Genomic DNA, 17,201 nt, shown 5'->3' with positions numbered 1-17,201 from the left:
GAAAGACGGCCCATTCCAAATCGGAACCGGCCGTCGTTTTAACCGATCAGGGTAGAAAAGATCAGCATGTTAATCGATGCTGATTTTGACGGTATATGTCTTCGGAAAAGCATCGCTTGACGCAAACATAACAAACGTATTGGCATTTTTCGGGACGTGGTAGACGACATCCATCACGAGTCGGTTCGGAGCGATGTATTGATGTTCGTACTTCCAGGCTTTTTTGTTATGACTGATGTAGTCGACCGGAGCATAGTCATGTCCGTGACCGTCGTTAATCGAGAAAGCATTCGGACGATAGACGCTATAGCCGTCTGACGTACCTTCTTTATTGTGTAAAATGAGCGGAACCGTAATGTAGCGGTACCCGTCTTTTTCTTTCAGCTTCAATTCTTTTGGGGCAGATAAAACGATTGGATCAACACGGAAAGAGTTTTTCTTTAGTGCAGGATCGCCCGGATACGTCTGGACCATCCCGGCACTCATTAATTTTTGGATTGACGGGGTACCCGATACTCGGGAAGTGCTGACTTTTGTGACGGTAGTGTCAGTCGCTACAACATCGGATACCGTTTCGTCCTGCGTATTGAATCCATCTGTATTCGTAAAAGCAAAGACAGCTCCTCCGGTAAGGACGGTGATTGTAGCGAGTGAAAGCAAGCGTTTTTGAGTCGTCATCATAGAAACACTCCTTCTCCTGTTTAATTTGGAAATAATTATCAGAATACTCAGTCTAAATATACTGTTTATTATTTCCAAACGCAAACGGATTTTTTATAGATGGGAAATGAGAAATAAGAAAACAAGAAATTAGAAAAGTACAAATTATGATTCACGTTTTTATTCATGAAAGGTAAAAAAATTAAAAAATAATTAATCTAGAGGTTCACTTGAATGTGTATTTCTTATTTTTTTATTGCTTAACAATAAAAAAAACAAAACAGCGTTCTATTTACATAAAACATACAGAAGCCCCGTTCATTTTAGTTTGAATTAGCACGCATTGTAAAAAATAGTTTTATGTACTCAAGAGTTATATGATCACTTCCAACCGGATTTTTACTTACATCGAAATAGTTCTACTATTAACAGCAAGCAAATATGCTTGTTTAAAAAAGTAACGATTAAGTAAAACAATCTCCTACCGACCAATCATCCATTAAAAAAGATTTGTTGTTTTTTTGCATTCAAGAGAGGTTTGATGAGGACGTAGCTCACCTTTTAAAACCTATATATGGATAATTAATTACGTATTAGTGAAAAAATACACAAGTTACATTCATAATTTTGACAATATTAATTCGCTAGCTTTTTTTAAAACAGCATTATATAATCATTATGTAGAACGGCGTTTCACAATACGGAACAAAAACTATTTTTTTAATCTTTTTTGTAAACGCCTTCATTTTAAATTAGATTTGTCTTTTCGCGTTTAAAATTCAGAAACTAAAGGAGATGTATTTTTTTATGGAAACAAGATATTCGACTCATCCAAACCAAGTTAAAGATTTTAGTACAGCGGAGTTACGGGAAAATTATTTGATCGAGGAGTTATTTGTATCAAATGAAACTAAACTAGTTTATTCAATGGATGATCGTATAATCATTGGAGGCATTACACCGAAGGATGCTCAGATTTTATTAGAAGGTACGGATCAGATGCAATCAGAATATTTTTTAGATCGGAGAGAAGTCGGAATATTTAATGTTGGGGGCAAAGGAAAGATTGTCGTCGATGGTGAAACTTTCGATATGGAAAACAAGGACTGCCTTTATGTAGGGTTAGGAAAAAAAGAACTAGTATTTTCAAGCGAATCTTCTGGACACGCAGCAAAGTATTACATTTTTTCAGCACCGGCGCATAAAGAATACCCCGTTCAACATGTATCTTTTCGTTCAATTGAGGGAGATCGGTTGGGCACTGTAAATAATGCCAATCAACGTGTGATTCGTCGCTTTATTCACGAGGAAGGCATTCAAAGTTGCCAGATTGTCATGGGCATGACTCAACTCGATAAAGGAAGTGTATGGAATTCCGTTCCTACACACACACATGATCGGAGAACTGAGGTGTATCTGTATATTGATTTGGACGAGGATGCACGGTTATTTCATTTCATGGGGGAATCGCGTAATACAAAACATGTCATTCTGAAAAATGAGCAAGCAGTGATTTCACCTCCATGGTCAATTCATTGCGGTACGGCAACTAGTAATTATGCATTTGTTTGGGGGATGGCAGGCGACAATAAAACAATCAGTGACGCGATTCCAGTAAAATTAGAGGAAATGCGATGAGTGTCTGAACGCTAAAGGTTCATGTGAGACGATGCTAACTTGATTACTGGAAATTAACAGACTTAAAAGTACGGATATTCTAGAAGAGGAATTAAAAACAGTCTTAGCCGATTTAGAAATAACAGGTTTTTCTCCGTATTCAGTTGGTCGTTATGATGAAGAAGATACGCTTTTCTATTTAAATAAATCTGAATTGATGAATGTAGAAGAATTTTTGGAAGCAGATCAAAAATACCTAGGTAGTTATTTCGTTCTTAAAGTTAAAAACGTTGTTGTAGAGAAGGAGTCACATACACCGGATAGATCATGGGTGGTCACTCGCGGCTGAAATTTTAAAAAACATATTTTTGAAAGCGTTATCAATATTGGCGGTAATCTGCATTGGAGTAACCAAATAATCTTTTCAATGAAATTTAGCATTTAAATCAATTATGAAAGGTGTGTAAAAAATGAAAATTATGAAGACACTTAATAAAATTCCCGGTGGTTTAATGTTAGTTCCGTTGTTCCTCGGAGCACTTATTCACACGTTCGCCCCGGGATCCGGTGAATATTTTGGTTCCTTTACGAACGGCTTAATGACGGGGACCGTTCCAATCTTAGCGGTTTGGTTCTTCTGTATGGGAACAGGAATAAATATTAAAGCAACCGGTACAGTATTAAGAAAATCTGGAACTCTTGTACTAACTAAAATTGCCGTAGCGTGGGTAGTTGCTGTTATTGCATCGTCCTTTATTCCGGTTGATGGTATCCAAACAGGCATTTTTGCAGGTTTTTCGGTTTTAGCTTTAATTGCGGCGATGGATATGACAAACGGAGGACTGTACGCATCAATCATGCAACAATACGGTTCTAAAGAAGAAGCCGGTGCATTTGTTTTAATGTCAATCGAGTCGGGTCCATTAGTGACCATGCTGATTTTAGGATCTACAGGAGTAGCTGCTTTTGAACCGCATGTTTTTGTAGGCGCAGTATTGCCTTTCCTGGTTGGTTTTATACTGGGGAATCTGGATAGTGATGTGCGAGACTTCTTCAGTAGAGCATCACACGTAATGATTCCTTTCTTTGGATTCGCATTAGGTAATGCAATCGATTTAAAAGTAATTCTGCAGACAGGACTGGGTGGAGTGATATTAGGGGTTTTAGTCATCATTGTGACTGGTATTCCATTGATGCTGGCAGACAAATTCATTGGGGGAGGTAACGGTACTGCAGGATTGGCAGCTTCTAGTACGGCGGGAGCTGCAGTTGCAAACCCGATGATTATCGCGACGATGAAGCCGGAGTTCCTTCCTATTGCACAATCTGCTACAGCATTAGTTGCAGCTTCAGTTATCGTAACTTCGATTTTAGTACCGATTTTAACTGCCTATTGGGCCAAGTATATGAAAAATAAAAACAAAAATCAGGATCACCAAGACCCTCAAAATCATCCGGAAGAGATGAAAGAAGTCTTACAATCGTAAAATTCAGAGAAAAACCTTTTAAATAATAAGGAGAGATTATGATGAGTAGAATTGTAACTATTGGAGAACCTATGGCATTGTTTGTTGCCGAACAAGAAGGTCCACTTGAAAATGTTGAAAACTTTAGCCGCTTTGTGGCTGGGGCGGAAGTTAACTTTTCAATCGGGATGTCTCGTCTTGAACATGAGATGACATACGTCACGAAACTAGGTCAAGACCCGTTCGGAAAAACGATTGAGAATTTTTTACTCGAGAATGGAATTGATACGAGTCATATAACGTATGACGAAACCTATAAAACAGGAATGCAGTGGAAACAAAAGGTAAGCAAATTTGATCCAGAAGTGTTCTCAGCGAGAAAAAATTCTGCAGCATCACATATGAATGCGGAAACCATCCGACACTTGGATTTGGAAGCAATTGATCACGTTCATGTGACAGGGATTTTACCTGCGTTATCTAAAGACTGCAGAGAAATGGTCTACACCTTGATGCAAAAAGCACGAATGAAAGGTATTCAAGTTTCTTATGATCCAAACTTACGGCCCGGTCTTTGGTCCAGTAAAGAAGAGATGGTTGAAGTCGTCAATGAGTTAGCTTCTTTGGCGGATATCGTACTACCCGGTGTTGGCGAAGGGGAAATATTGACAGGACAAAAGTCAATTGAAGCCATTGCAAGATTTTATCATAATCTCGGGGTTAAAACAGTCGTGATGAAGCTTGGAGCTGATGGAGCCTACACTAGCTCGGAAGGAAATCAATTTTATACAGATGGCTATCCGGTTGATCGAGTGGTGGACACTGTCGGTGCCGGGGATGGTTTTGCAGTAGGTGTGATAAGCGGAATCTTGGAAGGATTATCACTGGAAGAGTCAGTAAGACGGGGAACTGCTATCGGTGCGTTGGCGGTAATGTCACCTGGGGACAATGACGGATTGCCTGATCGTAAACGTTTAGGAGAATTTATGGCAGGCAATGCAATTGATTTGACAATGTAGAAAAAAAGTAAAGATGACCGTGTTCAACGGTTTTCTTTACTTTTATCGTATGAATCATTGAAAACTAGTTAACATTCGTAAAACCAAGTGTTTGCGAAATGTTTAAACTCGTATCTTTCATTTTATCAATCAAAGTATCTTCGATCATATCCATCGTTACCCGGTTACTAGGACCAGATACGCTAAAGCTAGCAATGATTTCACCTTTATGGTTGTAGATCGGGGCAGCGATGCAACGAATACCTTCTTCGTTTTCAATATTATCCAGTGCATATTGCTGCTGTTTTACTTTTTCGATTTCTAGCCGGAATTCTCCTTGTGATGTAATCGTGTTTGGAGTTCGTGGAGCAAAATCAATTTTTTCAACAACTTCCTCAAAATAACTTGGAGTTACTCCGGAAAGCAGGATTTTACCTACGGCTGTACAGTACATTTGGCCGCGTGTACCAATCCGTGAAAACATTCGGACTGTGTGGTTACTTTCGATTTTATCAATATAAACAATTTCACCACGATCTTCTATGCATAAATGAACCGTTTCATTTATGTCTTTGGACAGTTTTTCGATGAAAGGTTTTGCAGCACGTATTATTTCGTTGCTGTCCGAAATATTTCTAGAGAGGAAAAGAATTTGTAACCCCAGTTTGTATTTGTTTGTTTCGGCATCCTTAGCGATATAATTCATGCTTCCCAGCGTAGTTAACAACCGGTGAATAGTACTTTTAGATAAGTCCAGTTGTTCAGTTAATTGGGAAATTTTAAGGCCATCAGGATATTCTGACAGTTTGTTTAAAATAGTAAGTGCTCTTTCTAATGATTGAACGTTAGACAAAATCTTCAACCTCTTTATTTTAGTATTTTTGTTTTAGGGACTGTTTAAAATCAGTCTCTTCAAGACTTGTTTAGTTTCTCAAGTATACCAAAGATTGATGAAAATTTGGCTTACTAAATAACAGGAAATGAAACTAAATTTGAAAATTTTTAAGTGGTATGAAAAATTATTGAAAAGTGAGGGAACTTAATGAATAAACTAAAGATTTTAAACAGCATTACGAACTGTGGTGTAGTAGCGGTAATAAGAGCAGACAATGAAGAAGAAGCTATTAAAATTTCAGAAGCCTGCGTGGAGGGAGGGATTAAAGGCATTGAGATAACGTTTACAGTTGATGGAGCAGATAGTGTCATTTCAAAATTAAGATCACTCTTTACTGGCGATGATTCGGTGGTGATTGGAGCAGGGACTGTTCTGGATTCTACTACGGCAAGGATTGCTATTTTAGCAGGTGCACAGTTCGTCGTAAGTCCTTGTTTTGACGAAGCTACGGCAAAGTTGTGCAATCTGTATCAGGTACCGTATATGCCAGGTTGCATGACAATTACAGAGATGAAACAGGCCCTAGAGGCAGGAGTCGATATTGTAAAGCTGTTTCCAGGGAACAATTTTGGACCGGAATTCATTAAAGGGGTCCATGCACCACTGCCCCAAGTAAATATAATGCCGACCGGCGGTGTTAGTTTAGACAATGTAGATCAATGGATAAAAAACGGATGTGTAGCCGTAGGGGTGGGGGGGAATCTTATAACCCCGGCGAAGAGCGGGGATTATAACCTGATTAGTGAATACGCCGCACAATATGTAGAAAAAGTCAGAAGTGCGCGACGGGATGGCGAAGAAGTTGAAAAGGTAAGAGTGTAAAGGGAAGCCGGTCAAATAGTAGAGGGCAGTTTATAAGAAAAAGATGCGGTTTTTAAACTAAATATCGTAATAAAGCTTTTGAAATTTCGCGAAATACAAGGGATTTATGTAGATTTTTATTTTAAGAAACGTTATAATTAATTTATGGAACGCTGTTCCGTATTGTGAAACAAAAAGAAATTGTTACGTTAAAAATCTTTTAAATAAAGGAGATTGAAAATGGATAATTTTAATTGGAATTTCCCTACAGAAATCGTTTATGGTGAAGGTAGAGTCAATGAAATCGGTAAAATCGCTAAGTCGTACGGAAAAAAGGCAATGATTGCGACGTATAAAAGAGGTGGATTTTTAGACCCGATCATTGATAACGTGGAATCCCTGTTAAGAGAAGCGGGAATTGAATTTGTGACGTTTACTGGAATCGAACCAAATCCACGAGCGCAGACAATCGATAAAGCGATTGAGATATTTAAGTCGGAGCAGTGTGACTTCGTCATTGCACTAGGCGGTGGAAGTGTAATCGATGGTTCAAAATATATCGCTGCTACAGGTTTTTCTGGCGGTAAGTCATGGGACTATGTTGTATTAGGGGACAGAGTTCCGCGTGAGTACACAGGCGCTTATCCAATCATTGCGATTCCGACGATGTCGGCATCGGGTTCAGAGTGTAATGCTGGTGGTGTTTTAACAAATGCTGAAACGAATGAGAAAAGCTTTTCTAGATCAGCATATCGTTACCCGAAAGTTGCCATCGTAGATCCAGGGTTATTGACGTCTGTACCACTTTCGATCACTAAAGACAGCTGTGTCGACATTTTCTCTCATCTGATCGAACATTATTTATCAAGCCAGGCAGAATCGGAATTTGCAGATCGGGCAACAGAAGGAATGATTTTAACACTAAAAGAAAATTTTGATAAAATCATTAAAGATCCGACCGATATCGATGTCAGAGGGCAAATCGCGTTATGTTCAATCTTTGGATGGTCTGGTTTCCAGGCGCTAGGGAGAATGGGATCAATTCCGATGCACTCAATTGAAATGCCTTTAAGTGCTGTTTATGATTTACCGCATGCAAGAGGGATGACAATCATTATTCCACCATATCTTAAAGTGATGGCAGAAGCGATGCCTGCTAGATGGGCAAAATTAGCTAGAAGATGTTTCGGTGTAACGGAAGAAGATGATTTGAAAGCAGCTAAGTTACTTTCAGTTAAAGTCGTGGAATGGTTGAAAGATACAGAATCTTATCTGACGCTTGAAGATGTTGACATCCCGTCTGACCAATTCGAAAGAATGGCCGAAGATGTAGTACGAATGTTCCCGGGAAGTGAACCGAGTACGACAACTGGACCACGACCGATTACGAAAGAGGAAATCATCAAAATTTACGAGATGTCTCAAAATAGTCATTTGACATATAGTTGAATAATGTACGGAACCCCCGAATGACGGACACTTGATACAAGTTCCGATTCGGGGGGTTTTTGAATGTCTTCATTATACGCTACGGCGATCAAGCGAGTAGAAGTACACATACAGTGCAAGGATTAAACGGTTTTTATCCAATAATTGTACTGTCTCGTTTTTTTGTATATAATGTAAAAAAAGAAACGGAGAATCCTGGATGACTACTGAACAATTTTACAAGACGTTACCAACACTTGAGACGGACCGCTTGCTCTTGCGGCCGATGCGCCAAGAGGACGTAGACGATTTGTTCGCCTATACCCAGGACGAGGAGACGGCGCGTTACGTGACGTGGAGTGCAAATCAGACGATTGGTCAGGCGCAGCAGTTCCTGACGCACGTCCTGTCGAACTACGAACAGGGAAAACAGGCACCGTGGGCAATTGAATGGAAGGCGACGGGACAGATGATCGGCACGATTGATTTCATTCATCTGTTGCTTGATGAAAACAAACAGGCCGAGCTCGGGTACGCGTTATCGCGGCAATTCTGGGGCGAAGGCATCGTCACAGAAGCCGTGGAACGGGTGCTGGACTTCGGTTTTGAGGCGTTACAGCTGGAGCGGATTCAGGCGCGGTGCATGGAACCGAACGTCGGTTCAGCACGGGTGATGGAAAAGGTCGGGATGACGTACGAAGGCACGTTACGCCGCTTGATTTTCATCAAAGGGACGTTTCACGATGTCAAGATGTACTCCATTTTACGGGAGGAGTACGTGACGCAACGTCAGGCAGCGGAACAGAACGAAAAACAACATCAATGAACGAATGAAGCCCCCGACCACTTTGAGCGGTCGAGGGCTTTTTGATTATGTTCTGTTCTCAATCAACGAATCGATGACGGTAACCGTGTTTTTGACCGTATCGAGAATCCGTGTCCGTCGATCGTCTTTTGACAGGAAAATCGCTTCGCCGGTCGCGTCATACGCAAACGCCGTCGGAATCGAAAAGCCGCAGTTGCGGTAAGACCCGTCGGCATGACTCGTCCCGATGACGATAGCGGATTGCTGGCGGCTGATGCGGGCTGCTTCGCCGGACCACTCGGCATATTGTTCCGGACTGAACATTCCGACGCCGATCGGATTGAAAATTAACTCAACGGTATCGTTTTTCAGCCCGTCCAGTCCTAAGAAGATTTCGCGACAGAGCAGATACCCGTACCGTTGTCCATCATCGTCGACGGTCGACGGTTGATAGAGCGGACCGGCTTCCGGCGTTTTTGCCCGGTCGAGGATGACTTCCCCGTGTTCGTTAATGATCAAGGCCCGATCTAACCGGTCGGCGTCCCGGTACCCGGTGACGATCATCGTCGTGTACTGTTTTGCTAGTTGACAGAGCGTCGCGAGATCGGTCTGCCGGCAGTAGCCTTCCGGATACAACACGATGTCGATGTCAGGATAGGCGGCAATCTCTCGTCGTAACTGTTGTAAGTCTGTTTCTTGTTTCGGTTGTCCAATCAAAATGTGCATGTGGCATTTACTCCGTTCGTATTATGTCATTGATTATGTAGATGGGTTTAAGTTTAGCATAATTTGTCAATTTCAAAAGAAGAACGTCACGCCGTCTGATTTAGGAAATGTGTTTCGCCGGCAAATCTTCTTTAAAATATAGTTGTTTACCCGGCAGGAGGACAGCGATGCTTTGAAGCAGACTCAGTCCGACCAACAGACAGGCAGCCGTCAACACGGTGAAGCGGAGCGGGAACAGGTCACCCGTAAAACCGACGAATAAAATCAACACGATGTGGAGCATGCTTTGCCCAAGTCCATAAAGGCTCGTTACACGACCCATCAATTCATCGGGCACATTGTTTTGATAAAACGTCATAAAGCCGGTCCCGGAAAAGGCATTAAAAAAGCCGAGCAAGATGAAACCGGTCGCGACGAGTAAAAAAGAGGTGGCCGTCGCATAGATCAAGTAACCGATTGCGACGAACAGATAACCGCTGACGAGCAACGTTTTGAGCGGCAGGCGACGCGAGAAACGGGCAACGGTCAGTCCGCCGAGCACGGAACCGATGCCCGTCAAGCTGATCAACAGTCCATAATCGGTTACCGATAGTCCGACGACAGTCTGCAGAAAAACGACTTCCTGGGCGTCCATCGCCAGCGCAAGGCTCATCGTCAACAATCCGATGACGTAAATCACGATGATAAACCGGTTCGACCGACTGAATCGGGCGACGGTGCGCCAGTCCGCTGCGACGTCGGTGAATCGTAATTTCTCGACATCAGGGGGACGGGGAACGGAGGGCAGGAAAGCTAGTAGAACCCCGGAAACGACAAACGAGCCGGCATTGATCCAAATCGCGACATCGGTGGTCGCGACGAGTAACAGCAGGCCGGCTAACGCCGGACCAATCAAAAAAGCACTCGACGTGATCAGACCACGGTAGGCATTAAACGTTTTCCGACCGGTGTCCGGCACGAGTTGTGTCAGGTAGGTCGTCGCAGCAGGCTCAAAAAACGCTTTGACAAGGGCGAGCGCAAACAGCGTCAGATAAATCAACGGCAGTGTCGACAGGAACGGAATCAGTGCGACGAGCAACGCCCGGATGAAGTCCGTCCCGATCAACCACCTGCGTACATCGACCCGGTCAATCAGACTGCCGGCCCAAAATTTCGTGAACAGGGCGGCAAACGGACCGATGATCCAGAGTCCGGCGACAGCGGTGGCAGAGCCGGTCAATTGATAGAGGTAGACATTGATTGCGACAAGGTAAATAAAGTCACCGAATTGCGAAATGCCGAATGAAGCTAGGAGCGTCGTAGCACGAGACAAGGGGAATCCACCCGCTTTTTGTATACATATATTACCAATAGTATATCGGATGATTCCAGGGTTCACAATGCCTGAACCGTGCAGGTTTTTTGTACCGATCTGTCGTATTACTTAAGTAACAAATAAGCTTGAGGAGGGGTACGATGAGAGCCGTCATTTGTACTGCATATGGTCCGCCGGATGTACTGAAGCTGCGAGAAGTGAAACAGCCTGTCCCAAAAGCATCTGAGTTACTGATAAAAGTCCATGCCTCCGCCGTGCATTCAGGTGATCGTCGTCTGCGGGCACTCGATGTACCGGCAGCAGGGAAACTTCCGATGCGTGTCGTCATCGGGTTTAAAGCACCGAGACAGCCAATTTTAGGGGTTGTCTTAGCCGGCGAAGTCGTCGCGACAGGCAATCGTGTCCAGGATTTTAAAGTCGGCGACCGTGTCTATGCCCTGACCGGGATGCGCTTTGGTGGTTACGCTGAGTATGCCTGTATCAAGGAAACGAGCTGTGTCGGGCAGATGCCGCGCAATGCAAGCTTCACGGAAGCAGCCAGTCTTCCGTTTGGCGGAACGACCGTCCTCCACTTTTTCCGGAAGCTGAACCTTAAGCAGGCGAAAACGATCTTGATTTACGGAGCCTCGGGCGCCGTCGGTTCGCTTGCCGTCCAAATCGCCAAACAATACGGACTTCATGTGACGGCGGTCTGCAGCGGACGGCACGTTGAGTTGGTGGAAGGTCTTGGCGCGGATGGTGTCGTCGACTATACAGCAGAAGGATATGATGCGCACCTGACGACGTATGACGCAGTATTTGACGCGTCCGGAAAAATTGACAAACGAACCGCACGTAAGCACGTCGGAGCGAAAGGGGCGTTTCGTTCAGTCGCCGGACAAGGCGTCGCGCGGGCGCTGAAAAAAGATTTGATACTACTGAATGAGTGGTTTGAAACTGGGAAGATCAAAGCGGTCATCGATACGGTATATTCGCTCGAAGAGATCGTCGCTGCCCACCGTTACGTCGATTCTGGGCGGAAATACGGCAATGTCATCGTGTCGGTCGTGGAGGATTCCGGTAAAACGGATTAGATGCCACTTCGTCATGACAGACACCGTCGGACTGACGCAAAAAACAAAGTAGAACAAAAAACACCTTTGCCTGCAGCGTTTCAAAGGTGTTTTTTGTCTGCGTGGAACGTCACTTCAAGACATCATACGTCGCCATGATGAACTGACCGGACGGACGACAGCCGGTCAGCCGGAACCGTGTCTCAAGCGTCCCTTCCGGAAACAGTGGAATCCCGCTGCCGAGGACGACAGGCGCGATCGCCAGTTCGAGCTGATCAATCAATTGTAACCGTAAGGCTTCTTGAATCAACTCGCCGCCGCCGACGAGCCAAATCTTGCCGTTGATGGTCGGACTAATCCGGTCAATCAACACATCGAGTGGCTCATTCGTGTAGGTCGCGTATTCGGACTGTTGATCGTTCTGCCGGGTCAACACGTAGTTCTCGAGTCCACTGTACGGATAGTCCTCACTGAGGACCAAGACTTCGTCAAAGGTTTTTCGACCCATGATGACGGCATCGACATCTTCCATGAACGCCGCGTACCCATTATCACCGTCCCCTTCGACAGCGAACAGCCAATCGAGCGAATCATTTGATCGGGCAATCTTTCCGTCTAAACTGCAGGCGATATATAAAACGATTTTAGTCATCAATAACTCCTCCTTTTGTTCGATCTATCTCTAGTCTACGCTATAATTATGACAAAAGATGTCGTAATTAGAGAGGGGATTTTGTATGAAAGGTCGCCATTTGAAACTGATGCGTCTGCTTAATCGGCAACAGCTGTTGACGGCGCGGGAACTGGCGGAATCGTGCGGCGTCTCGTTACGGACGATTCAACGGGACGTACTCGAACTTGAAGCAAACGGATATCCGATTTACAGCGAGCGGGGAGCAGAGGGCGGATACCGGGTCCTGCCGAACCGTTTGCTGCCGCCACTTGCCTTACGGGAACAGGAAGCGATCACTTTGTTTTTAATGCTCGACTGGGTCGGTCAAATTCCCGATCTGCCGTTCGGTCCGTTACGGGGGGATCTTGCTGAATGGTATCTCCATGAACTGCCGCCGGACCTTGAAGCGAAGATGGACCGCCTGAAAGGACGGGTCCGTTTTGCCCGACCCGATACGCCGCCGTCTCCGTTGACGCGAGACGTGTTGCGATTGTTGGAAGCGGAAGTCAAAGGGGAAATCACTTACCGGACGACAAGCGGACGACGGACGATTTTGATGGATCCGATCGGTTTAACGTTTGAACGCAATCGCTGGTATCTGCTCGCCCAGACTGACCGGGGACTGCGGCAGTACCGGGTCGACCGGATGGAGCAGGTCTTACCGACGACCATTTCGTCCGAACAGCTGACGTTCGAGGAGGCAGAATGTCAGGTGAAGTCAGGTGAACAGGTGACGATCCGACTGGAAATGACGTCACTCGGGGAACGGTTGCTTGAAGGGATTTTACCACTGAACGCACAGCGGACGTGGTCTGTTCCGGTTACCGAGTTACCGTTTCTCGGACGGCAGTTGTTTGGACTGGGCGAAAACGTAAAAGTCCTTGAACCGTCAACACTAAAGGAAGAAATCCTGAAACAGGCAAGGGACCTGCTCGCGTCCTATGATGCCTGAAAAAAGGAGTGATTCTCCTATGCCAGCAAGAAATTATGGTACGATAAAACTAGAGAAAAGTGAAAGAATGGAAGTGATTTACTATGGAAACGTTATCATTGATTTTATTGTTACTGGCTTTAATTTTGTTGACGAACGTCATCGGACATTACATCCGTTTTATTCCGACGGCCCTGATTCAAATCATCGTCGGTACGCTCGTTGCTTTATCAATCAAAGAACTGTCGATTGAAGTCGAATCGGAATGGTTTTTACTGTTGTTCATCGCTCCCTTACTGTACAACGACAGCTCGCATTTTCCGCGGGAACAACTGTGGAAGATGCGCGGGGCGATCCTCGGCAACGCCATCGTGCTCGTCTTATTGACGACCGTGATCGGCGGATACTTCATCCACTGGATGTTGCCGGTCATTCCGCTCGCTGCCGCCTTTGCGTTAGCCGCGATTTTATCACCGACTGACCCGGTCGCGGTCAACGGGATCGCAAAACGTGTCCGGCTTCCGGAACCGATTTTAAATCTTGTCCGGGGAGAATCGTTGATTAACGATGCGTCGGGACTCGTCGCCTTTAGTTATGCCGTCACGGCCGTCATGACAGGCTATTTCTCTTTACGTGAAGCTTCGTTTGAATTCGTTTATATGTTTGCTGTCGGTGCCGTCGTCGGCCTTGTCATCATCGTCGTGATGAACTGGCTGAAGATCCGGCTCCGCCGGTCAGGAATTGATGACGTCGTCTTTTATGCCCTCCTGCAAATCTTGACGCCGTTCATCATCTTTTTCGTCTCGGAAGAACTGCTTCATGCGTCTGGCGTCATCGCCGTCGTCGCCGGTGGTTTACTTCATGCCTTGATTAAGGAACGGACGGAGACGTTCTTTGCCCAGGAACAAGTCTTGACGGATAACATTTGGACGATGATTGCCTATATCTTGAACGGGGTCATTTTCTTATTGCTTGGTTTGACGTTGCCCGGAGCGACGCAGGCCATCTTCATTGATGACGCCATCAACAACTGGCGCCTACTCGGGTACGTCAGCTTAATCGGTCTTGTCATCCTCGGGATCCGCTTAGTCTGGACACTGTTCTTTAATTGGTTTGATCATCGCTTTCTTCGTAAAGAGGAGCAACGGCCACCTTCGTTCAAGCGCGACTTAATCACGACGCTCGTCGGCGTGCGCGGGACAATCACGATGGTCGGTGTGTTATCGCTGCCGTTTTTGACGGATGCTGGTGTTGCGTTCCCGGAACGGTCGTTGATCATCTTCCTCGCGGCGGGCGTCATCATCTTTACGTTAGTGCTCGCGACGATTGCCTTACCGTTGTTGAGTCAAAAAGAGACGGTCAGTCAAACGGACTTCGGATTGAATGCCCAAAAGCAACGAATGATGTTACGGGCGATTCAGGAAGTCAAACAGGCGACGAATTCCGATAATTCCCCGGTCGCGTTTGACCTGCTGAACGAATACCATGTCATGTTGCGGTTGTTGCGTGCCGAAGAGAAGAGCGAACAGGAACTCAACGTCTACAACGAACAGTTGAAGGAACTGCGCCTTGAAGCCGTCGCGTGGGAAACGGAATTCGTCAAAGCGTTCTTTAAGAACCATGACGTGCCGGATTTATTGAAAAAAGAAACGGTTGCCTCGATTGAACACCGGCGCCGGGCGATTCATTCCGAATCGACGGTCCGGCTCTATCAGCCATTACGGAAGCTGATGCGAAAACGTAAACGGTTCACGTTGTCACCGGATGAATTGATTCGTCTGACGGAGATGGAACATGCCCTCTATGAACATGTCATCGGCGACATCATCGACCGGCTCGAGACGTGCCGCGACAAGTATCCGACGGAAGTCGTCCAAAGCGTCAAAGGACATTACTTCCGCCTCCGCGGTAAACATACGCAGTGGGCGTCACCGGTCGGCAGTAAGGGCGACGTCGAACAGCAAAAAGAAGAACTGTGCTTACGGGCGATCGAAGTCCAGCGTCAAGAAATTGCCGAAATGTCGAAGGAAGGGGACCTTTCTTCGGAAAAAGAAAAAGAGTTGCGCCGTTTCATCCACTACATCGAAAGCGTCGTTCTCTATGAATATGTCGATTAATTAAAAAAGTCCCGCCTCTGATGGTTCAGAAGCGGGACTTTTTGGTTTAACCGAGTGACAAGTATTTGACTTCGAGGTAATCCTCGATGCCGTAGACGCCGCCTTCACGACCGAGTCCACTTTCTTTGTAGCCGCCGAATGGTGCTTGGGCAGCAGACGGGGCGCCGTCATTTAAGCCGACGATGCCGTACTCGAGTTTTTTACCGAGCAGGAGCGCTTCATCGATCCGTTCAGAAAACGCATATGCCGCAAGACCGTAGGGTGTGTTGTTCGCCCGTTCGATGACTTCGTCAAGTGTCTCGAAGACCGAAATCGGTGCGAGCGGACCAAATGTTTCTTCCTGCATACAAATCATGTCTTCCGTGACGTTCGCGAGAACTGTCGGTGTAACGAAGTAACCGACCGAGTCATCGATCGTACCGCCTGTTAAGATCGTGGCACCTTTCGCAACCGCGTCGTCGATGTGTGCTTTGACTTTCTCGACGGCTTTTGCGTTAATCAAGGGTCCGATCGTTGAATCGGCGTCAAGACCGTTCCCGACTTTTAGTTTGTTCACTTCCGCGACGAACTTCTCCGTGAACGCGTCGAGCACAGAGGCTTGGACGTAAAAGCGGTTCGTTGCGACGCAGGCCTGGCCACCGTTGCGGAATTTCGAGCGGATTGCTTGTGTGACGGCTTTGTCGATGTCCGCGTTTTCCGTGACGATGAACGGTGCATGACCCCCGAGTTCAAGTGATAGTTTTTTCATCGTATCGGCTGCCTGGCGCATGATCAATTTACCGACGGCAGTAGAGCCGGTGAACGTGATTTTGCGAACACGGCGTTCGGCTTGCCAGACACCGCTGATTGTTGCGGCGTCACCTGTCAAGACGTTGATGACACCAGCCGGGATGCCTGCTTCTTCAGCAAGTTCGACGAGGCGAAGAGCTGTGAAAGGTGTTTCTTCCGACGGCTTTAAGACGACCGTACAACCGGCTGCGAGAGCCGGGGCGAGTTTTCGTGTGATCATCGCAGCGGGGAAGTTCCACGGCGTGATCGCAGCGACGACGCCGACCGGTTCTTTTTCGACGAACAGGCGTTTACCCGGAACCGATGCCGGAATTGTTTCCCCGTAAATCCGGCGTGCTTCTTCTGCATACCAGCGGACATATTGATTGCCGTAATCGACTTCACCGAGTGCTTCGACAAACGGTTTCCCTTGTTCGCGTGTCATGATGTCAGCGACTTCGTCGCGGTGTTCATTGATCAGGCGGTACCAGGCATCGATTTTATCGGCACGCGCATCCGCCGTTAAGCTTGACCAGGTGACGAAGGCATCGCTCGCCGCGTCGACTGCCCGTAGAGCGTCATCTGCCGAACTGCTTGGGACATGCCCGAGTAATTCTTTTGTTGCCGGGTTAAAGACCGGAATCGTTTGTTCTGTTTCGTACCATTGTCCGTTCACTACATTTTTTTCAATCATGTGTTGCACCTCCATGTGTTTTCATTACGTCCCTAATTAAACACCCGGAAGGCGCATTTGTGTACTTCCGCTTTGGAGGGGGGACATAACGGAATGGAATGACCTAGGAAAACTACGATTTTCAATAATGGATTGATTCAAGTCAGATTTCGTGAGAAGACACTGAACATTCACTTTAAGCCGATTGCCGAATACCGCCTGAAAAATCCAATATTGTCAGCCCGTTCCGTGTGGTCTGAAGACAACGTGCTACCT

Annotated in this window: 15 protein-coding genes; 9 read left to right on the top strand and 6 right to left on the bottom strand. The window is 45.9% G+C overall.

Annotated features, from left to right (window positions below):
• Positions 1 to 69 precede the first annotated feature (69 nt).
• Positions 70 to 681, bottom strand: a complete 612-nt coding sequence (locus KNQ05_RS05845) for a hypothetical protein (RefSeq protein ID WP_214804685.1) — start codon at positions 679 to 681, stop codon at positions 70 to 72.
• A 786-nt stretch (positions 682 to 1,467) separates the two neighbouring features.
• Here KNQ05_RS05845 and kduI point away from each other — a divergent pair.
• The 3 genes from kduI to KNQ05_RS05830 all read left to right on the top strand — a co-directional run bounded on the left by kduI (position 1,468) and on the right by KNQ05_RS05830 (position 4,762).
• Positions 1,468 to 2,298: a 5-dehydro-4-deoxy-D-glucuronate isomerase gene (kduI, locus tag KNQ05_RS05840; protein WP_214765941.1), complete on the top strand. Its 831-nt coding sequence runs from the start codon at positions 1,468 to 1,470 to the stop codon at positions 2,296 to 2,298.
• 449 nt (positions 2,299 to 2,747) lie between these two features.
• Positions 2,748 to 3,764 carry a 2-keto-3-deoxygluconate transporter gene (gene kdgT, locus KNQ05_RS05835; protein ID WP_088837029.1) on the top strand — a complete coding sequence of 339 codons (1,017 nt, stop codon included), beginning with the start codon at positions 2,748 to 2,750 and terminating at the stop codon, positions 3,762 to 3,764.
• Positions 3,765 to 3,805: 41 nt separating this feature from the next.
• Complete coding sequence (locus KNQ05_RS05830; protein ID WP_214804683.1) at positions 3,806 to 4,762, top strand: sugar kinase; 957 nt, start codon at positions 3,806 to 3,808, stop codon at positions 4,760 to 4,762.
• Between the two features lie 64 nt (positions 4,763 to 4,826).
• Here KNQ05_RS05830 and KNQ05_RS05825 read toward each other — a convergent pair whose 3' ends face one another.
• Complete coding sequence (locus KNQ05_RS05825; protein ID WP_214769309.1) at positions 4,827 to 5,594, bottom strand: IclR family transcriptional regulator; 768 nt, start codon at positions 5,592 to 5,594, stop codon at positions 4,827 to 4,829.
• A 189-nt stretch (positions 5,595 to 5,783) separates the two neighbouring features.
• Here KNQ05_RS05825 and KNQ05_RS05820 point away from each other — a divergent pair, with 189 nt between their 5' ends.
• From KNQ05_RS05820 to KNQ05_RS05810, 3 genes are all read left to right on the top strand, one after another.
• Complete coding sequence (locus tag KNQ05_RS05820) at positions 5,784 to 6,458, top strand: bifunctional 4-hydroxy-2-oxoglutarate aldolase/2-dehydro-3-deoxy-phosphogluconate aldolase (protein ID WP_214804681.1); 675 nt, start codon at positions 5,784 to 5,786, stop codon at positions 6,456 to 6,458.
• Between the two features lie 219 nt (positions 6,459 to 6,677).
• Positions 6,678 to 7,886, top strand: coding sequence for an iron-containing alcohol dehydrogenase (locus KNQ05_RS05815; RefSeq protein ID WP_214765949.1), 1,209 nt, complete (start codon positions 6,678 to 6,680; stop codon positions 7,884 to 7,886).
• A gap of 199 nt (positions 7,887 to 8,085) precedes the next feature.
• Positions 8,086 to 8,691: a GNAT family N-acetyltransferase gene (locus KNQ05_RS05810; protein WP_214804679.1), complete on the top strand. Its 606-nt coding sequence runs from the start codon at positions 8,086 to 8,088 to the stop codon at positions 8,689 to 8,691.
• Between the two features lie 45 nt (positions 8,692 to 8,736).
• Here the strand turns inward: KNQ05_RS05810 and KNQ05_RS05805 are convergent, their stop codons facing one another.
• Together KNQ05_RS05805 and KNQ05_RS05800 are read right to left on the bottom strand one after the other, a co-directional pair.
• Positions 8,737 to 9,396: a hypothetical protein gene (locus tag KNQ05_RS05805; protein ID WP_214804677.1), complete on the bottom strand. Its 660-nt coding sequence runs from the start codon at positions 9,394 to 9,396 to the stop codon at positions 8,737 to 8,739.
• A gap of 100 nt (positions 9,397 to 9,496) precedes the next feature.
• On the bottom strand, positions 9,497 to 10,708 hold the full coding sequence (locus KNQ05_RS05800) for an MFS transporter (RefSeq protein WP_088837036.1): 1,212 nt from the start codon (positions 10,706 to 10,708) through the stop codon (positions 9,497 to 9,499).
• 143 nt (positions 10,709 to 10,851) lie between these two features.
• Between KNQ05_RS05800 and KNQ05_RS05795 the strand changes: the two genes are divergently transcribed.
• A complete protein-coding gene (locus KNQ05_RS05795; RefSeq protein ID WP_214804675.1) occupies positions 10,852 to 11,784 on the top strand; it encodes an NAD(P)-dependent alcohol dehydrogenase in 933 nt (310 codons plus the stop codon).
• Between the two features lie 109 nt (positions 11,785 to 11,893).
• Here the strand turns inward: KNQ05_RS05795 and KNQ05_RS05790 are convergent, their stop codons facing one another.
• Positions 11,894 to 12,415: a dihydrofolate reductase family protein gene (locus tag KNQ05_RS05790; RefSeq protein WP_214804673.1), complete on the bottom strand. Its 522-nt coding sequence runs from the start codon at positions 12,413 to 12,415 to the stop codon at positions 11,894 to 11,896.
• Between the two features lie 85 nt (positions 12,416 to 12,500).
• On the opposite strand from KNQ05_RS05790, the gene KNQ05_RS05785 reads away from it, so the two are divergent.
• Positions 12,501 to 13,388, top strand: a complete 888-nt coding sequence (locus KNQ05_RS05785; protein WP_214804671.1) for a helix-turn-helix transcriptional regulator — start codon at positions 12,501 to 12,503, stop codon at positions 13,386 to 13,388.
• A gap of 83 nt (positions 13,389 to 13,471) precedes the next feature.
• Complete coding sequence (locus tag KNQ05_RS05780) at positions 13,472 to 15,484, top strand: Na+/H+ antiporter (protein ID WP_214765962.1); 2,013 nt, start codon at positions 13,472 to 13,474, stop codon at positions 15,482 to 15,484.
• A 46-nt stretch (positions 15,485 to 15,530) separates the two neighbouring features.
• Here KNQ05_RS05780 and KNQ05_RS05775 read toward each other — a convergent pair whose 3' ends face one another.
• Positions 15,531 to 16,946: an NAD-dependent succinate-semialdehyde dehydrogenase gene (locus tag KNQ05_RS05775; protein WP_029329917.1), complete on the bottom strand. Its 1,416-nt coding sequence runs from the start codon at positions 16,944 to 16,946 to the stop codon at positions 15,531 to 15,533.
• Positions 16,947 to 17,201 lie beyond the last annotated feature (255 nt).

The organism is Exiguobacterium sp. s125, from assembly GCF_018618605.1.
In the GTDB taxonomy this organism is placed as follows: Bacteria; Bacillota; Bacilli; order Exiguobacteriales; family Exiguobacteriaceae; genus Exiguobacterium_A; species Exiguobacterium_A oxidotolerans.
The sequence above is the reverse complement of the archived record's forward strand: the minus strand, read 5'-3'. Positions and strand labels throughout refer to the sequence as shown.

Excerpts from the sequence above, each read along its gene's own strand:
- KNQ05_RS05830 (WP_214804683.1), top strand. The coding sequence starts at position 3,806 with ATGAGTAGAATTGTAACTATTGGAGAACCTATGGCATTGTTTGTTGCC.
- KNQ05_RS05810 (WP_214804679.1), top strand. The coding sequence starts at position 8,086 with ATGACTACTGAACAATTTTACAAGACGTTACCAACACTTGAGACGGAC.
- kduI (WP_214765941.1), top strand. The coding sequence starts at position 1,468 with ATGGAAACAAGATATTCGACTCATCCAAACCAAGTTAAAGATTTTAGT.
- KNQ05_RS05775 (WP_029329917.1), bottom strand. The coding sequence starts at position 16,946 with ATGATTGAAAAAAATGTAGTGAACGGACAATGGTACGAAACAGAACAA.
- kdgT (WP_088837029.1), top strand. The coding sequence starts at position 2,748 with ATGAAAATTATGAAGACACTTAATAAAATTCCCGGTGGTTTAATGTTA.
- KNQ05_RS05805 (WP_214804677.1), bottom strand. The coding sequence starts at position 9,396 with ATGCACATTTTGATTGGACAACCGAAACAAGAAACAGACTTACAACAG.
- KNQ05_RS05780 (WP_214765962.1), top strand. The coding sequence starts at position 13,472 with ATGGAAACGTTATCATTGATTTTATTGTTACTGGCTTTAATTTTGTTG.
- KNQ05_RS05845 (WP_214804685.1), bottom strand. The coding sequence starts at position 681 with ATGATGACGACTCAAAAACGCTTGCTTTCACTCGCTACAATCACCGTC.
- KNQ05_RS05820 (WP_214804681.1), top strand. The coding sequence starts at position 5,784 with ATGAATAAACTAAAGATTTTAAACAGCATTACGAACTGTGGTGTAGTA.
- KNQ05_RS05785 (WP_214804671.1), top strand. The coding sequence starts at position 12,501 with ATGAAAGGTCGCCATTTGAAACTGATGCGTCTGCTTAATCGGCAACAG.
- KNQ05_RS05790 (WP_214804673.1), bottom strand. The coding sequence starts at position 12,415 with ATGACTAAAATCGTTTTATATATCGCCTGCAGTTTAGACGGAAAGATT.
- KNQ05_RS05795 (WP_214804675.1), top strand. The coding sequence starts at position 10,852 with ATGAGAGCCGTCATTTGTACTGCATATGGTCCGCCGGATGTACTGAAG.
- KNQ05_RS05815 (WP_214765949.1), top strand. The coding sequence starts at position 6,678 with ATGGATAATTTTAATTGGAATTTCCCTACAGAAATCGTTTATGGTGAA.